This is a genomic window from Salipiger sp. (assembly GCF_048261495.1).
In the GTDB taxonomy this organism is placed as follows: Bacteria; Pseudomonadota; Alphaproteobacteria; order Rhodobacterales; family Rhodobacteraceae; genus Salipiger.
Genome location: NZ_JBLXFX010000008.1, coordinates 124,821 through 141,200, shown reverse-complemented (window position 1 = coordinate 141,200; position 16,380 = coordinate 124,821). Strand labels below are relative to the sequence as shown.

16 protein-coding genes and 2 pseudogenes are annotated in these 16,380 nt (G+C 66.1%); 13 read left to right on the top strand and 5 right to left on the bottom strand.

Annotation, left to right across the window (positions count from 1 at the left end; genetic code table 11):
• Window positions 1-43 precede the first annotated feature (43 nt).
• From pstC to phoB, 5 genes are read left to right on the top strand one after another with little or no spacing between them, the layout of a single operon-like run.
• On the top strand, window positions 44-1,516 hold the full coding sequence (gene pstC, locus ACN0RJ_RS16790; RefSeq protein ID WP_417721306.1) for a phosphate ABC transporter permease subunit PstC: 1,473 nt from the start codon (window positions 44-46) through the stop codon (window positions 1,514-1,516).
• Window positions 1,513-2,877: a phosphate ABC transporter permease PstA gene (pstA, locus tag ACN0RJ_RS16785; protein ID WP_417721305.1), complete on the top strand. Its 1,365-nt coding sequence runs from the start codon at window positions 1,513-1,515 to the stop codon at window positions 2,875-2,877. Before pstC ends, pstA begins: the two co-directional genes overlap by 4 nt.
• Window positions 2,878-2,901: 24 nt before the next feature.
• Window positions 2,902-3,699 (top strand): phosphate ABC transporter ATP-binding protein PstB, encoded by a 798-nt coding sequence (gene pstB, locus ACN0RJ_RS16780; RefSeq protein ID WP_417721304.1) that lies wholly within the window; start codon window positions 2,902-2,904, stop codon window positions 3,697-3,699.
• A 3-nt stretch (window positions 3,700-3,702) separates the two neighbouring features.
• Window positions 3,703-4,437 (top strand): phosphate signaling complex protein PhoU, encoded by a 735-nt coding sequence (phoU, locus tag ACN0RJ_RS16775; protein WP_417721303.1) that lies wholly within the window; start codon window positions 3,703-3,705, stop codon window positions 4,435-4,437.
• A gap of 3 nt (window positions 4,438-4,440) precedes the next feature.
• Complete coding sequence (phoB, locus tag ACN0RJ_RS16770) at window positions 4,441-5,130, top strand: phosphate regulon transcriptional regulator PhoB (RefSeq protein ID WP_417724978.1); 690 nt, start codon at window positions 4,441-4,443, stop codon at window positions 5,128-5,130.
• A gap of 3 nt (window positions 5,131-5,133) precedes the next feature.
• Here phoB and trhA read toward each other — a convergent pair whose 3' ends face one another.
• Window positions 5,134-5,784 carry a PAQR family membrane homeostasis protein TrhA gene (trhA, locus tag ACN0RJ_RS16765; RefSeq protein ID WP_417721301.1) on the bottom strand — a complete coding sequence of 217 codons (651 nt, stop codon included), beginning with the start codon at window positions 5,782-5,784 and terminating at the stop codon, window positions 5,134-5,136.
• Between the two features lie 153 nt (window positions 5,785-5,937).
• On the opposite strand from trhA, the gene ACN0RJ_RS16760 reads away from it, so the two are divergent.
• The 3 genes from ACN0RJ_RS16760 to tsf all read left to right on the top strand — a co-directional run bounded on the left by ACN0RJ_RS16760 (window position 5,938) and on the right by tsf (window position 8,978).
• The gene (locus ACN0RJ_RS16760) at window positions 5,938-7,050 is read left to right on the top strand and encodes a HupE/UreJ family protein (protein ID WP_417724977.1); all 1,113 of its coding nucleotides are present in this window, start codon (window positions 5,938-5,940) and stop codon (window positions 7,048-7,050) included.
• A 188-nt stretch (window positions 7,051-7,238) separates the two neighbouring features.
• Complete coding sequence (rpsB, locus tag ACN0RJ_RS16755; protein ID WP_417721299.1) at window positions 7,239-8,006, top strand: 30S ribosomal protein S2; 768 nt, start codon at window positions 7,239-7,241, stop codon at window positions 8,004-8,006.
• Between the two features lie 96 nt (window positions 8,007-8,102).
• Window positions 8,103-8,978, top strand: a complete 876-nt coding sequence (gene tsf, locus ACN0RJ_RS16750) for a translation elongation factor Ts (protein ID WP_417721298.1) — start codon at window positions 8,103-8,105, stop codon at window positions 8,976-8,978.
• Window positions 8,979-9,439: 461 nt separating this feature from the next.
• Here tsf and ACN0RJ_RS16745 read toward each other — a convergent pair whose 3' ends face one another.
• The 3 genes from ACN0RJ_RS16745 to ACN0RJ_RS16735 form a co-directional block, all read right to left on the bottom strand.
• On the bottom strand, window positions 9,440-10,201 hold the full coding sequence (locus ACN0RJ_RS16745; RefSeq protein WP_417721297.1) for a helix-turn-helix transcriptional regulator: 762 nt from the start codon (window positions 10,199-10,201) through the stop codon (window positions 9,440-9,442).
• 156 nt (window positions 10,202-10,357) lie between these two features.
• Window positions 10,358-10,951: a DedA family protein gene (locus ACN0RJ_RS16740; protein ID WP_417724976.1), complete on the bottom strand. Its 594-nt coding sequence runs from the start codon at window positions 10,949-10,951 to the stop codon at window positions 10,358-10,360.
• Entirely contained in the window at window positions 10,948-11,271 is a 324-nt protein-coding gene (locus ACN0RJ_RS16735; RefSeq protein ID WP_417721295.1) for a hypothetical protein, read from the bottom strand. The genes ACN0RJ_RS16740 and ACN0RJ_RS16735 overlap by 4 nt, the downstream gene beginning before the upstream one ends.
• 176 nt (window positions 11,272-11,447) lie before the next feature.
• Between ACN0RJ_RS16735 and ACN0RJ_RS16730 the strand changes: the two are divergent.
• From ACN0RJ_RS16730 to ACN0RJ_RS16710, 5 genes and pseudogenes are all read left to right on the top strand, one after another.
• A pseudogene (locus ACN0RJ_RS16730) lies at window positions 11,448-11,528 on the top strand (hypothetical protein); the annotation flags it as partial.
• A gap of 3 nt (window positions 11,529-11,531) precedes the next feature.
• Window positions 11,532-12,472: pseudogene (locus ACN0RJ_RS16725) on the top strand (IS30 family transposase).
• A gap of 163 nt (window positions 12,473-12,635) precedes the next feature.
• Entirely contained in the window at window positions 12,636-13,529 is an 894-nt protein-coding gene (locus tag ACN0RJ_RS16720) for a PfkB family carbohydrate kinase (protein ID WP_417724975.1), read from the top strand.
• Window positions 13,526-14,470, top strand: coding sequence for a pseudouridine-5'-phosphate glycosidase (locus tag ACN0RJ_RS16715; RefSeq protein WP_417724974.1), 945 nt, complete (start codon window positions 13,526-13,528; stop codon window positions 14,468-14,470). Before ACN0RJ_RS16720 ends, ACN0RJ_RS16715 begins: the two co-directional genes overlap by 4 nt.
• Before the next feature lie 52 nt (window positions 14,471-14,522).
• Window positions 14,523-15,221, top strand: a complete 699-nt coding sequence (locus tag ACN0RJ_RS16710; RefSeq protein ID WP_417721642.1) for a DUF502 domain-containing protein — start codon at window positions 14,523-14,525, stop codon at window positions 15,219-15,221.
• A gap of 14 nt (window positions 15,222-15,235) precedes the next feature.
• Here the strand turns inward: ACN0RJ_RS16710 and ACN0RJ_RS16705 are convergent, their stop codons facing one another.
• On the bottom strand, window positions 15,236-16,270 hold the full coding sequence (locus ACN0RJ_RS16705) for a patatin-like phospholipase family protein (RefSeq protein ID WP_417724973.1): 1,035 nt from the start codon (window positions 16,268-16,270) through the stop codon (window positions 15,236-15,238).
• Window positions 16,271-16,380 lie beyond the last annotated feature (110 nt).

Sequence of the window (16,380 nt, the reverse complement as noted above, 5' to 3'; positions counted from 1 at the left end):
CCTGCGCCCGCAGGGGGCGCCAATTCCCGGGGGACAAAGACTCATGCCGGCCGTCTGGCTTTTCCTAATCGTGCTGGCCCTAGGGCTGGTCGGACTTATCGTGGGGCGCGCGCTGGCGCTGAGGGATGCCGGTGGCGACATCCGTCAGCTGCATTCCCGTCCCGGCTATTACGGCGCCCATGTCATGCTCTGGACCGTCCTGCCCGCCGTGGCGCTGATGGCGGTCTGGCTGGTGGTGCAGCCCATGGTGATCAAGGCGCAGGTCGCCTCCATGGTGCCCGACGCCGCCTTTTCCGATTCCGGCGCGCTGAGCCTCATCATGTCCGATGTGCGACGCGTCGCCGACGGGCTCGACATCGCGGTCGAGCGCGGCGTGATGACGCCGGAACAGGCCGACGAGATGCGCACCGGCTTCACCGACGTGCGCGCCCGGCTGGGCGAGGTCGGGGTCGCGCTCGGCTCCAACGTCGAATCCTACGTGCTGAAGGCGGCGCAGGCCTATCGCAAGATGTCGAACTACGGCGGCTGGATCCTCACCGCGCTGACGCTCGGCGCGGCGGTCGGCGGCTTCGCGCTGTCGCTCCGCGGCATCGACAAGGACTTCCGGTCGCGCAACAGCGTGGAGCGGGTGACGCTCTGGGTGCTGATGCTCGCGGCCTCGGTCGCGGTGCTGACGACCGTCGGCATCTTCCTCGCCCTGCTGAGCAACACGGTCGAGTTCTTCCGCATCTACCCCTGGACCGAGTATTTCTTCGGCACCACCTGGCAGCCGCGATCGGGCGGCGGGGCGGAACAGCCGCTGGGCCTCATTCCGCTGCTCTGGGGCACGCTCTACATTTCGTTCATCGCGCTGGCCGTGGCGGTGCCGATCGGCCTGTTTGCCGCGATCTACCTGTCGGAATACGCCAGCCCCCGGGTCCGGGGACTGGTCAAGCCGGCGCTCGAGATCCTCGCCGGCATCCCGTCCATCGTCTACGGGCTCTTCGCGCTGCTGACCGTGGGCCCGATGCTGCTGAGCGTCTTCGGACCGAACGGCGGCCTCGGCATCATGCAGGGCGCGTCGTCGGTGATGACGGCGGGCCTGGTCATGGGCATCATGCTGATCCCCTTCGTCTCCTCGCTCTCCGATGACATCATAAACGCCGTGCCGCAGTCGCTGCGCGACGGCTCCTACGGGCTCGGCGCGACCAATTCCGAGACCATCAAGCAGGTGATCCTGCCCGCCGCCCTGCCGGGCATCGTGGGGGCCATCATCCTCGCCGCCTCGCGCGCCATCGGCGAGACCATGCTGGTGGTCTTCGGCGCCGGTGCCGCCGGGCGCCTGTCGATGAACCCATTCGAGGCGATGACCACCGTCACGGCCAAGATCGTCTCGCAGCTGACCGGGGATGCGGATTTCACCCAGCCCGAAGTGCTCGTGGCCTATGCGCTCGGCACCACGCTGTTCGTGGTGACGCTCGGCCTCAACCTCCTTGCCCAGCGCATCGTCGCGAAATACCGGGAGCAGTACACATGACCGCCGAAGCGACCAACAGCCCGGCAGCCAAGCCCAGCTCGCTCTATCATCTCGAGGCCGGAAGCCGCCGCCGCAAGGCCGCCGAAAAGCGCTTCATCGGCTACGGCATCGCCGCCATCGCCGCGGGGCTGTTCTTTCTCTTCGTGCTGCTGTTCCAGATCATCACCAACGGGGCAGGGGCCTTTACCCAGACCTTCATCGAGGTGCCGGTCTACCTCGATGCGGCCAAGCTCGACAAGAACGGCGGGCGCAACATCGAGGAGATGAAGAAGGTCACCACCTTCGGATACGCGCCGCTGATCCAGAACGCCCTGGCCGAACAGGTCGCCGACCTCGGGCTCGACACCGAGCTGGCCTCTGGCAAGGACGTGAAGGACATGCTCTCGCCCTCCGCGCCGGGCCAACTGCGCGACTACGTGCTCGCCAACCCGGATTCCGTGGGCGAGACGCTGACCTTTTCCTTCCTCGCCTCCAGCCGCGTCGACGGCTACCTCAAGGGCCGCGTCAGCCGGGACAGCATCGCGCAGGACAAGAGCATCAACGTCGCCCAGCTCGACCTGACCGACCAGCTCCGCGAGGCGGGGGTGCTGCACAAGGGCTTCAACACCAACTTCATCACCGGCTCCGACGCCTCCGACCTGCGGCCCGAACAGGCCGGGTTCGGCCAGTCGATCCTCGGCTCCTTCGCGATGATGCTGGTGGTGCTGCTGGTCTGCCTGCCGATCTCGGTCGCGGCCTCGATCTACCTCGAGGAATTCGCGCCCAAGAACAAGTTCACCGACTTCGTCGAGATCAACATCTCGAACCTCGCCGCCGTGCCCTCCATCGTCTTCGGCATCCTGGCGCTGGCGGCCTTCATTCAGTTCGGCGGCGGCACGCTCAACATTTCGGCCTTCCGGTCCTCGGCGCCGCTGGTGGGCGGGCTCGCGCTGTCGCTGATGACGCTGCCGACCATCATCATCGCCACCCGCGCCTCGCTCAAGGCCGTGCCCGGCTCGATCCGCGACGCGGCACTCGGGCTCGGCGCAAGCCGGATGCAGGCGGTGTTCCACCACATCCTGCCGCTCGCCATGCCCGGCATCCTGACCGGCACCATCATCGGCCTGGCCGCCGCGCTCGGCGAAACCGCGCCGCTGCTGATGATCGGCATGGTCGCCTTCGTGCAATCCCAGGGCAGCATCGGCGGCTTCTTCACCGATCCCAACGTCGGGATGCCGGCGGAAATCTACATCTGGGCGTCGCGCGCCGACGGAGCCTGGTACGAACGTGCCTGGGGCGGGATCATCATCCTGCTCGTGTTCCTGCTGACCATGAACCTCGTCGCGATCATCCTGCGCCGCAAATTCGAGCGTCGCTGGTAAGGCGACCCCAAGAGGATTACACCCATGTACGACGCACCATCGAGGAAGACCGACGTGGACACCACCAATACCAAGATCGCCGCGCGGGACGTTCAGGTCTATTACGGCGACACCCACGCCATCAAGGATGTGAACTGCAACATCCTCGACAAGACCGTGACCGCCTTCATCGGACCTTCGGGCTGCGGCAAGTCGACCTTCCTGCGCTGCCTCAACCGGATGAACGACACCATCGACATCTGCCGCGTCGAAGGCGAGATCAAGCTCGACAACGAGGACATCTACGACAAGCGCGTCGACCCGGTGCAGCTGCGCGCCAAGGTCGGCATGGTGTTCCAGAAGCCGAACCCCTTCCCGAAGTCGATCTACGACAACGTCGCCTACGGCCCGCGCATCCACGGGCTTGCCAAGAACAAGGCCGAGCTCGACGAGATCGTCGAGCGGGCGCTGCGCCGCGGCGCCATCTGGAACGAGGTCAAGGACCGTCTCGACAAGCCCGGCACCGGCCTGTCCGGCGGTCAGCAGCAGCGTCTCTGCATCGCCCGCGCCGTGGCCACCGAACCCGAAGTGCTGCTGATGGACGAGCCCTGCTCGGCGCTCGATCCCATTGCCACCGCCCAGGTCGAGGAACTGATCGACGAGCTGCGCAGCCAGTATTCCGTGGTGATCGTGACGCACTCCATGCAGCAGGCCGCGCGCGTCAGCCAGAAGACCGCGTTCTTCCACCTCGGGCATCTCGTCGAATACGGCGAGACCAGCCAGATCTTCACCAACCCCGTGGACCCGCGCACGGAATCCTACATCACCGGACGGATCGGATAAATCATGAGCGAGCTGAAGCAACACATCGCCTCTGCCTTCGACCGCGATCTGGAAGGCATCCAGGCGCAGATCCTCAAGATGGGCGGACTGGTCGAAGTCGCCATCCACAACGCCGCCAAGTCGCTGGAAACCCGCGACGAGGAACTGGCCGCGGAGGTCGTCAGGAATGATCAGGCGGTCGACGCGCTGGACGAGATCCTGAACGAGGAAGCCGCCCGCGTGATCGCGCTGCGCGCGCCCACCGCCACCGACCTGCGGGTCGTGCTGTCGGTGATGCGCATTTCGGCCAACCTCGAACGCATCGGGGATCTGTCCAAGAACGTCGCCAAGCGGACCTCGGTCCTGGCGCAGATGACCCCGATCAACGGCTCCACCTCGGCCCTGCGGCGGATGGCCAAGGATGTCGAGATCATGCTGAAGGACGCGCTCGACGCCTATATCAAGCGCGACGTGGCCCTGGCCCGCGACGTGATCGAGCGCGACGAGGAAGTGGACCAGATGTACAACACGCTGTTCCGCGAATTCCTCACCTTCATGCTTGAGGATCCGCGCAACATCACCTCCTGCATGCACCTGCATTTCATCGCCAAGAACATCGAGCGCATGGGCGACCACGTCACCTCGATCTCCGAGCAGGTGGTCTTCCTGACCACCGGGGCCAAGCCCGACGAAGCGCGCACGAAGATGGACCGGACCTCGTCCGACCCGTCGCTGACGCAGGACATCGAAGTGGAGTAAGGCATGGCTGCCGATCAACCGACCGTCCTGGTGGTCGAGGACGAAGCGGCGCAGCGCGAGGTGCTGCGCTACAATCTCGAGGCCGAGGGCTTTCGCGTCGCCGCCGCCGGGAACGGCGAGGAGGCGCTGGTGATGGTCGCCGAAGAGGCGCCCGACGTCATCGTGCTCGACTGGATGCTGCCCAACCTGTCGGGCATCGAGGTCTGCCGCCAGATCAAGACCCGCGCCGACACCCGCGGCGTGCCGGTCATCATGCTGTCGGCCCGCTCCGAAGAGGTCGACCGGATCCGCGGGCTGGAAACCGGGGCGGATGACTATGTCATCAAGCCCTATTCGCTGCGCGAACTCATGGCGCGGGTGCGTGCGCAGCTGCGCCGGGCCCGGCCGGCGGCGGCGGGGCTGCGGCTGGAATACGAGGACATCGTCCTCGATTCCGAGACCCATCGCGTCACCCGCTGCGGCAAGGAGCTGAAGCTCGGACCGACCGAATTCCGGCTGCTGTCGACCTTCATGGAAAAGCCCGGGCGCGTCTGGTCGCGCGAGCAATTGCTCGACCGGGTCTGGGGCCGCGACATCTATGTCGATACCCGGACGGTCGACGTGCATATCGGACGGCTGCGCAAGGCGCTCGGCGCCCAGGGCGGGGCGGACCCGCTGCGCACGGTGCGCGGGGCGGGCTACGCCCTCGGCTGAGGGTCAGCCGGCGAGCCGCGCAATGAGGATCACCGCCGCGTAATGGGTCGCGGCCCCCGCGATCACGTGCCCGTGCCATATGGCGCGGGCAAAGCGTATGCGGCGGCTGGTGTGGAAGATCGTCCCGACGGTGAACACCAGCCCGCCCGCCAGCAGCAGTGCCAGCGCCGCCCCCGGCATGGCGCTGAGGGTGGGGCAGGCGGCAATCGCCCCGATCCACCCCAGCGAGAGGTAGAGCAGGAAACCGGTGCGCGGCCAGCGGTCGATCCAGCCGAGCTTGAGCGCGATGCCGATGCCCGACAGCGTCCAGACGATCACCAGCAGCGCCACGCCCACCGTGTTGCCCATGCCGAGCAGCGCCATCGGTGTGTAGGTGCCCGCGATCAGCAGGTAGATCGCCGCATGATCGAAGCGCCGCAGCACCGCGCGGGCACGGGCGTGGAGCGTGAGGTTGTAGGCCGCGGAGAAACTGAAGCTTGCCAGCAGGCCCACCGCGTAGACCGCCAGCGGCCAGATGTGCTGCCCCGGCACGCTGAGACTGGCCCAGACCAGCAACCCCGTGACCGCCGCGACCGCAAGCGCCACCCCGATCACGTGCACCACGCCATCGGCGATGTGTTCGGTCATGCTGTGGGGCAAGTCTGTGAGGGTCATGGCGCGGGCCTCCGATTCCGCTGCGATCACTCTGGAGCAGAGAAATGAAGATGCCGTAACCCGCACCCCGGCGGAAGACGCGCCGCTGCGTCAGTTGGGCATTGACCTTCCCCTTCGGGCGTCGGACCATGCCCCGCCCGACCGGAGATCCAGATGAAGTTCCTCGCCTTTCCCCTTGTGTTCGCGTTTCTTTTCGTAACCTCAGCCTCGGCGCACGAGGTCCGCCCGGCGGTCGGTGACCTGACGCTGGAGGGCGGGCGGGTCGTGCTCTCGCTGGATTTCACTGCCGAGCCGATCGTCGCGGGTGTCGACCTCGAAGGGATCAGCGACACGAACGAAAGCGCGGGCTCTTCGGACGTGGACGCGCTGCGGCGGCTTTCACCGGAGGACATGGAGGCGAAGATCGCCGCGCACATGCCTGAATTCCTGAAGGAAATGTCCTTTTCCGCAGATGGCGCCCCGGTCGCCCTGGAGGTGACGGAGCTGCGCGTCGGCCCGGTCGGAAACCCCGATCTGCCGCGCGACACCCGGCTGGTGCTTGCCGCCGGGCTGCCCGAGGGCGCGCGCAGCGTGGAGATGACCTGGCCCGCCGCCTACGGCACGCTCATACTGCGCCAGCAGGGGGTGGAGGAGCCCTATACCGGCTATCTCGAAGGCGGTGCGGGCACGGGCCCCATCGCCGTCGCCGGCGGGGACGCGATGACCGGCTGGCAGACCTTCGCCACCTATATCCCGGTCGGGTTCGAACATATCGTGCCGCTCGGGCTCGACCACATCCTGTTCGTGCTCGGGCTGTTCTTCTTCTCGCTGCATCTGAAGCCGCTGCTCTGGCAGGTGACGGCCTTCACCGCCGCCCACACGGTGACGCTTGCGCTCGGGGCGCTGCATATCGTGCAGATCCCGCCCGCCATCGTGGAGCCGATCATTGCCGCCTCAATCGTCTTCGTCGCCGTGGAGAACATCGTCGCGAAAGGCTTTTCCCCGTTCCGGCCCGCCGTGGTCTTTGTCTTCGGACTGCTGCACGGGCTCGGCTTCGCGGGCGTGCTGGAAGAGTTCGGCTTTCCCGAGGGCCGGTTCCTGCCGGCGCTGCTGGGCTTCAATGTCGGCGTGGAATTCGGCCAGCTCTTCGTGATCGCCGTCGCCTTCCTGCTGGTCGGCCACTGGTTCGGCGCGAAATCCTGGTACAGGGCGCGGATCGCGGTGCCCGCCTCGGTGGTGATCGCGGCGGTCGGGGCCTATTGGTTCCTCGAACGCACTGTGCTCTAGCGCCTCGGCGCACCGCGCGGACGGTATGGGGTTGCGCCGGGGCGGTATTGGTCCTATATGCGCGCCTCACGAGAACCCCGCAGGCGGGGTCGGGCCTTCGGGGGAGACATCCCCGGCGCGTCCACCGGTTGCCCTCCGCATGAGGGTAAGCCCCCGCCGAGGAAACGAAACCGGAAAGGATATAGGACATGGCTCTTCCCGAGTTCACCATGCGTCAGCTGCTTGAAGCCGGCGTTCACTTCGGCCACCAGACGCAGCGCTGGAACCCCCGTATGGGCGAGTTCATCTACGGTGCGCGCAACGGCATCCACATCATGGATCTGACCCAGACCGTCCCGATGCTGGACCAGGCTCTGAAGGTCATCCGCGACACCGTCGCCAAGGGCGGCTCCGTGCTGTTCGTCGGCACCAAGCGTCAGGCTCAGCAGCCGATCGCCGAAGCCGCAGAGAAATGCGCCCAGTACTACATGAACCACCGCTGGCTCGGCGGCACGCTGACCAACTGGCAGACCGTGTCCCAGTCCATCGCGCGCCTGCGTTCGATCGACGAGCGCATGGAAGCCGGTGCCGAAGGCCTCACCAAGAAAGAGCGCCTGGGCATGGAACGTGACCAGACCAAACTGCAGGCGTCGCTCGGCGGCATCCGCGAAATGGGCGGCCTGCCGGACCTGCTGTTCGTCATCGACGTCAAGAAAGAGGCGCTGGCCGTCGCCGAAGCCAACAAGCTGGGCATCCCGGTCGTCGCCATCGTCGACACCAACTGCTCGCCCGATGGTGTGGATTACATCATCCCCGGCAACGATGACGCGGCCCGCGCCATCAACCTCTACTGCGACCTGGTGAGCCGCGCCGCCCTCGACGGCATGACCGGCCAGATGGAAGCCGCCGGCGTCGACCTCGGCGCGCTGGAAGATGCGCCCGCGGAAGAGCTGCTGGCCGACGCCCGCGAGGGCTGATCGGCAGGCGTGTCGCGCAGGCGTCACGAAAGCATGACATGAGCGGTGCGGCCCGGGGCAGGGCCCGCCGCAAGACCAATTAGAGGAGAGCCAACCATGGCGATCACTGCTGCACAGGTGAAAGAACTGCGCGAAATGACGGGCGCAGGCATGATGGACGCCAAGAAGGCGCTGACCGAGACCGATGGCGACATGGAAGCCGCCATCGACTGGCTGCGCACCAAGGGTCTGGCCAAGGCCGCCAAGAAATCCGGCCGTACCGCGGCCGAAGGTCTTGTCGCCGTGAAGGTCGACGGCGGCACCGGCGTCGCGGTCGAGGTGAATGCCGAGACCGACTTCGTCGCCAAGAACGCCGAATTCCAGGAGATGGTCTCGGCCATCGCCGACGTCGCCACCGGCGTCGAGACGGTCGAAGCGCTGGCCGATGCCTCGGTCAACGGCAAGAAGGTGTCGGAAGTCATCACCGACAAGATCGCCAAGATCGGCGAGAACATGACCCTGCGCCGGATGGCGAAGATCGAGGGTGAAACCGTCGTGACCTACGTGCACAACGCCGCCGCGCCGGGCCTCGGCCAGATCGGTGTGGTCGTCGCGATGACCGGCGGTGACGAAGGTTTCGGCAAGCAGGTCGCGATGCACATCGCCGCCGCCAGCCCGGCCTCGCTCGGCGAAGCCGATCTCGACCCGGCCGTGGTCGAGAAGGAGCGTCAGGTGCAGATCGACATCGCGCGCGAATCCGGCAAGCCGGACGCCGTGATCGAGAAGATGATCGTCGGCCGGATGAAGAAGTTCCTCGCCGAAGTCACGCTGCTGGGCCAGCAATTCGTGATCAACCCCGACGTGACCGTCGAGCAGGCGGCCAAGGAAGCCGGCGCCACGATCACCGGGTTCATCCGGATGCAGGTCGGCGAAGGCATCGAGAAGAAGGAAGAGGATTTCGCAGCCGAAGTCGCAAAGGCGGCACAGGGCTGATCGGATCCGTCCATCGCACGAACGGTGTGGAGCCGCCCCCGGAGGGGCGGCTCCTGTCGTTTTCGGCTTCCCCAAACGTCGGGGATGAGACGGGGAAGCGGTAGGCGCCGGGCCGGGCATACGGCAATTGCACACCCGGTCCCGGCTCCGGTTTTCACCGGAGGGCCCCCAGGGCCCCGAAATGGCGGGGGTGGAAACCCTTCGTCCCTATGGCCAAAGCCACCACTCACGGAACGTTTGTAGAGTTACAATTTACGTGACGTCGCGAAAGTCGGGTATTCCCCACCGGCCTTGTTTTGCGGGAATATTTTCCTTGCGGCGCGATAGTTTTCGAGAATCGAAATAGTCGCGGAAAGGATGCCTTAAGGGGGAACCCGAACCTGCGTTGCATGCGGCTTGCGGGATCGCGGCCACGGTGCGGACGGCGACTCGGTTGCCGGGCAGGGCGGCGCGGTTCGGGGTCAGATGTCGATCACGAACATCTGGTTCTGGAATGCCGCCTTGGCCACCGCCTGCGCCGTCGTGTCGACGTTCAGCGCCTCGCGCGCCAGGCGCAGGTGTTTTTCGATGGTGGCCTGGGTCAGCCCCATGATCGTCGCGATGTCCTGCATGGTCTTGCCGTCGCCGACCCATTCCAGCGCCTCGCGCTGGCGCTTGGTCAGGCTCTGGTTCGGGGGCGTGTAGGGCAGGGTGAGAATCTTGAGGTGCAGGATGTTGTTCATCAGCACGATGTCGTCGCCATGCTCGTCCCAGAGCGCGTCGACCTCGTCCTGCAGCATCCCCGGCCGCGCGGTGAGCGCGATGGCGCCCTTGGCCCGGCTGGAGACCGATTTGAACGAGATCGAATAGCCCGCCGTGACCTTCTGGCCGAGGTTGAACTCCACGACCCGGCGCTCGGCGTCGGTGAGGTTGTTCTGCTGGAGCATCTCGCCCAGAACCCGCCAGGAACAGGCACCTTCATGTTCCAGCGCCCAGCGGACCATCGGCGCGTGATGGTAAAGGCCGTCTCCGATGAAAACATCGGTGTAGCTGGTCTTGTGATTGGTCAGCAGCACGAAATCGTTCGGATCCCCGAGCGAGGTCTGGGTGCGGTAGCGCGTGAAACCATAGAGCAGGCGGTCGAAACCATAGGCCGCCATCTTGTCCGCGTGGGTTGCCCAGATCGTTTCGATGCTGGAGGCATTGGTGAGTTCTATCAGGTACTTGCGCTGCTGAGGTGTCATGCCTGACGCTCCGCGCGGGTGCGGCGTCGGCGGGCCGTGTGTGCCGTCGAATGGCGGCCGGAAAGCATCTGATATGCGCGAGACATCATCGGTATCTCCAAGGAACGGCTATAGGTAGCGCGCAAAGCGGCGGATTGTCCAGAATGCCGTGTCCGTTCACTCCTGCCGGCGCCCGGTGTGCCCGTGGAGCCCGCGCCAGACGATCCAGGCGATGACCATGCAGGCCAGCGCTCCGGTCAGGTTGCCGGAGAGCGAGGCGATATCGGGGATGAACGGCGCGAAGGCCGCGCCGAGCGACAGGTAGCCCGTCACCCAGAGCGTTTCTCCCGCGAGATCCCAGAGCACGAAGCGCCGCCAGGGAAACCCGCTGGCGCCCGCCACGAGGTTCAGCGGCGGTCCCAGCGGCGCCAGCAGCCAGCGGGTGAGAAACACCGCCGGACCGCCACGTTCGGCCAGCAGCGTCTCTGCCTGTCGCATCGCGGCATTGTCGAGCGCCCGGAAGCGTTGCCGGGCGGCGCGCCCGATGAGGTAGCCGAGATTGTCGACGGCGACGGCGGTGACGAGGCAGGTCGCGACCGTGGCCGCCAGCGGCAGCTCTCCGGCGGCCACCAGCGTTCCGGCGACAAGCACCATGAGCGAGGCGGGCATCAGCGGCACGCCCAGTGTGCCGAGCGCGACCACCAGCGCAAGCGCCGGCAGACCCAGCGTCGGCAGCAGCCCGAGCATGGTGTCGCTGAGCGTTTCGCTCAACGGGCCGTCTCCAGGACCGTTTCAAGCCGCGACAGAAGCTCCGGCAGCGGAATGCCTTCGTCGGCGGCGATCTCCTCGAGCGAGCGGTGCTTGGCCTCGGTCGGCGCGACCGCCAGCAACGGCCCGAGGCTGCGCGGCTTCAGCCGGTAGGATCGCTCCACATAGCCGAGCGTCATCCAGCCCTCGGGCGTCTGGTCGTGATGCGCCGGGTCCGACCAGTAGATGAACTGACGAGCCGCGCGCAACCCGAAGAACGCCGTGCCCGCCAGAGCGACAAGAAGAACGATCACGAGACCACGGCGGGAGCTTGCATGTTTCATGCCTCCAAGCTGGCCGGATTTTGGACCAAGGTCAAAGGGCACAAGTGCCCCGGATGCTCGAATTTTTATTTATCATAATACTGATTATAGGGGTAAAGAGGCCACATAGGTGCGCGCTACCTTGAAGTGCGACTCCTATTAGAAACCAATGGGTTATCCAAACAGGAGATCGTGCCATGGGGACCGCTTATACGCAACTGAGCTTGAAGGAACGTCGGATAATCGAGGATTGGTGGCACGCGAAAGTCCCTGTCCGAGAGATGGCGCGGGTTCTGAAACGCCATAAGTCGACCATTCACCGAGAGATCAAGCGTAACTTCTGGGCCGATGATGCCTTTCCAAAGAAGTACGCGGGTTACTTCGGGCATGCGGCCCAGTTGCGGACGCAGAAGCGCCGGTCCGTGCAGAAAACTGATCCGGCATCCAGAGCTCTGCAAGGCTGTCGTAGACCGCATCAAGCTGGGATGGACCCCGAGCAGATCGGCAACCGGATGATCTTCGAGCGTGCCAGGAAGCGTGTCTGCCAGGAGACGATCTATCGCTGCATCTACTCAAAGGAAGGCATGTCGCAGGAGCTGTGGTGGTACCTGCCGGAACACCGCAAGGCCCGCAGGCCGCGCCGCGCGAGGAAGCGTCAGGCGCCCAAGTTCGACCGAGATGTCAGCATCCTGTTCCGTCCTGATGACGTCGCGCATCGACGCCAGTTCGGGCATTGGGAGGCTGACCTTATGCTGTTCAAACAGGACCTTGGTCAGAGCAACATCACGTCCCTTGTCGAACGGGTCAGCCGGTTCACGATGCTGCTGATAAACCCAAACAAGCGCACCAAGCCGGTGATGGGCAAGATCATGAGCGCGGTGCGGACCTGCCCCATCTGGCCCGGAAATCCATCACCTTCGATCGCGGCACCGAGTTCGTCAGCTGGCCGCATCTTCAGGCCGAGATCGGGACGCAGACCTGGTTCTGCGACCCCTCCTCACCCTGGCAGAAAGGCACGGTCGAGAACACAAACCGACGTGTCCGCAGATGGCTGCCCCGCAAGCGCGACATCAGCCGGATGACAGATCACGAGCTAAAGAAAATCTGCGACCAGCTCAATAGCACGCCTCGGAAATGCCTCGGCTGGAAGACCCCGGCCGAGGTCTTCCGCGAGAAGATGGTGGAGGAGATCGGTCGCCGCCCCTACCCTCGCAAGCAATAGGGGTCGCGGTTCAGGTATCACTCACACTTGGCACGCGGCACTCATCCCCCGCATGAGGTCCGGATCATATCCGTCTGATCCCGAACGGCAACCTGCTCCGGGTCCTCGACACGTCCGCAACGTGATGCTTGCCCCGGTCCGCATGTCGGGGCATCAAGGCGGCATGAGAGAGAAACCCGAGATCCTGTGCATCGGCTCCGTCCTCTGGGACGTGATCGGACGATCCCCGAGCACCATGCGCCAGGGTTCGGACGTGCCGGGCCGCATCACGCGCCTTCCCGGAGGCGTGGCTCTCAACATCGCGATGACGCTGGCGAATTTCGGTCTGCGTCCGGCCTTGCTGAGCGCGGTCGGTCGCGACCCCGAGGGCGACGAACTCATCCGGGCCTGCGCCACGCTCGGCTGCGGTACGGAACATGTCTACCGCTCCGAGGATCTGCCGACGGACTGGTACATGGCGGTCGAAGGCGCCAACGGCCTGATCGCGGCGATTGCCGATGCGCATTCGCTGGAACAGGCCGGTGGACGCATCCTGCGACCGCTGACCGAAGGCCCGCTCGGCACCGATGACGCGCCCTACCGCGGTGCCATCGCGCTCGACGGCAACCTGACCGTCGCCTTGCTGGAAGAGATCGCGCACAGCCCGGCGTTCCGCGGGGCCGACCTGCGCATCGCTCCGGCCTCTCCCGGCAAGGCCGACCGGCTGATGCCGTTCCTGCGGGCCGGTCGCGGCGTGCTCTACGTCAATCTCGAAGAAGCCGGCCTGCTGTGCCGGGAGGCCTTTACCACCGCCGGCGACGCGGCCGCAGGGCTGCTGGCCCGCGGCGCCGCCCGCGCCATCGTCACCAACGGCGGCGATGCAACCTGCGACGGCACTTCCGAGGGGCTGATCGTCGCAAGCCCGCCCGAAGTGCTCGTGCATCGCGTCACCGGCGCGGGCGACACCTTCATGGCTGCGCATATCGTGGCCGAACTTGGCGGCGCCGACCGCGGAACGGCGCTGACGCGCGCCCTCGCCGCAGCCGCGGATTACGTGTCAGGAGACATCGGCACATGAGTGTTTTCACCCTTTCCGCCCCCGTGGCCGAGGCGCTTGCCGCCGGCCGTCCCGTGGTGGCGCTGGAATCCACCATCATCACCCACGGCATGCCCTGGCCGCAGAACTTGGAAATGGCGCGGCGGGTGGAGACGACCGTGCGGGATCACGGCGCGGAACCGGCCACCATCGCGGTGATCGACGGGAACCTGTGCATCGGTCTCGACGATGCGCAGCTCGAGGCGCTGGCACAGACCCGGGGCGCGGCAAAGCTGTCGCGCGCCGATCTCGCCGTCTGCATGGCCGAGGGCCGCACCGGTGCCACCACGGTCGCCGCGACGATGATCGCCGCGCGACTGGCGGGGATCGAGGTCTTCGCCACCGGCGGCATCGGCGGCGTGCACCGCGGCGCCGAGCAGAGCTTCGACGTCTCCGCCGACCTTCAGGAACTGGCACAGACCGCCGTCACCGTGGTCTGTGCCGGGGCCAAGGCGATCCTCGATCTCTCGAAGACGATGGAAGTGCTTGAAACCCTTGGAGTTCCGGTCATCTCCTACGGTCAGGACGCCCTGCCCGCCTTCTGGTCGCGCGACGCCGGGCTTCGGGCCCCCCTGCGCATGGACGATCCCGGCGCCATCGCGCGCGCGCACCGGATGCGGGCGGCGCTGGGTCTTCCGGGCGGACAGCTCGTGACCAATCCGATCCCCGCCGAAGACGAAATCGGCCGCGATCAACTGGCACCGATCATCGCCCGCGCCGGAGAGGATGCCCGACTGCACGGCATTCACGGCAAGGCGGTCACGCCCTACCTGCTGCAACGGATCTTCGAACTGACCGAGGGCCGCTCGCTCAAGGCGAACATCGCGCTGGTGCTGGCGAATGCGCGTCTCGCGGCGGCCATCGCCCGCGAAATGAGCGCCCTGCCCAAGAACCTTGCCGCGCGCGATCGCGCCCCATTGTAGAGCGCCGCGCCAAGGCATAGGTTCATCCCCGGACCCGTTATCTGGACACCTGATGAGCAACAGCCCCTTCGACGACACTCCGCGCGGCCCCGGCCTGCTGGCCTCGCTGCGCGCAAGCTTCCTGACGGGGCTTGTCGTGATCATGCCCGTCGGCCTGACGATCTGGCTGATCTGGACGCTGTTCGGCTGGGTGGACAGCTTCGTGCTGCCGCTGGTCCCGGCCCGCTTCAACCCCGAGGAATACATCGGGATCAACCTGCGCGGCGTCGGCGTGATCTTCTTCCTGGTCTTCACCATCGTGGTGGGCTGGATCGCCAAGGGCCTCATCGGCCGCTCGCTGATCCGCTTCGGTGAAAGCCTTGTGGGGCGCACCCCGGTGGTCCGTTCGGTCTATTCCGGCATCAAGCAGATCGCGGAAACCGTCTTCGTCCAGTCCGAACGCAGCTTCGAAAAGGCCTGCCTGATCCAGTATCCGCGCAAGGGGATCTGGGCCATCGGCTTCATCTCGACCACCGCCCGCGGCGAAATCGCCGAACGCGCGGAAACCATGGGCGAGCTGATCTCGGTCTTCGTGCCGACCACGCCCAACCCGACATCCGGCTTCCTGCTGCTGTTCCCCGCCGAGGACGTGGTGGAACTCGAAATGACCATCGAGGATGCGGCGAAACTGGTGATTTCCGCGGGCCTCGTCTATCCGCCCGAGAAATCCGCGGCCAAGGCCGGGGTCACCCCCGTGCGCAAGGCCTCCTGAGCGCGCCGCCCGGCTCAGGAGAACATCGCCCTCAGATCCGCCGTCTGCCGCTTGCCGAGGTCGCCCTTGTGCTGCGCCAGGAACCCGCCCGCCGCCCTGCGCCCGGCGTCCTTCAACTGCGTGATGACCGTTGCGACCGGCACCGTCTTGGTCGCGACGGAGAGATCGTTCATCAGCCCGTCATCGGCGATCATGTGGACCCGCAGGTTCCGCATCGCCCCCTCGGGAACCGCCCCCGTCGCGATGAGACGCTGCACGAATTCGATGGCCCGCAGATCGCGCAGGAGCGAGGAATTGAAGCTGATCTCGTTGATCCGGTTCTGGATCTCGGGCGAGGTCACCGGCACGTGCTCCCGGTAGAGCGGATTGATGTTCACGATGATCAGATCGTCCGGCAGGCCGGCGCGATAGAGCGGGAACAGCGCCGGGTTGCCGGAATAGCCGCCGTCCCAGAACGCCTCGACGACGCCGGTCTCGGGGTCCTCGATCTCGACCGCCTGGAACATCGTCGGCAGACAGGCCGAGGCCATGATCGCCCCCGGCGTCAGCCTGTCCCCGGTAAACACCCGCACCTTGCCGTCGCGCACGCAGGTCGCGCAGACGTGGAATTCCGGACCGTGCTCATGCTGCACCTTCTCGAAGTCGAACCGCGCCACCAGCCGCTCCAGCGGATTGCGGTAGAACGGCCCCCAGGCATAGGGCGATACCATCTGCGTGACCGCATCCCCCACCGCGTAGGGCAGCGAGTACTGCAGGCTCCGGCTGATCATCCCGGGATCCGGAAGCCAGGGATGCATCCATTCCGGAATCGCGAGGTCGCGCATCCCGCTCACCTCGTGCCAGAGCCAGTCGAGATTGGCCTTCGCCGCCTCCGGCCCGCCATGGGTCAGCCCGGCCTTGAGCGCGGCCCCGTTCAGCGCCCCGGCAGAGGTGCCGGTGATCGCCGCGATCTCCAGGTCCTCCTCCTCCAGCAGCCGGTCGAGAACGCCCCAGGTAAAGGCGCCATGCGCGCCCCCGCCCTGCAGCGCCAGGTTGATGCGCAGGCTCATGTCATCGCTCCCGTTGTCCGTATCTTCTTCGGTTCGACAAATATCCCGGGGTGAATTCGCGCTTGCGCGAAGAGGGGCTGGCCCCTCCCGCACCCTGCGGTCCGCCGCAG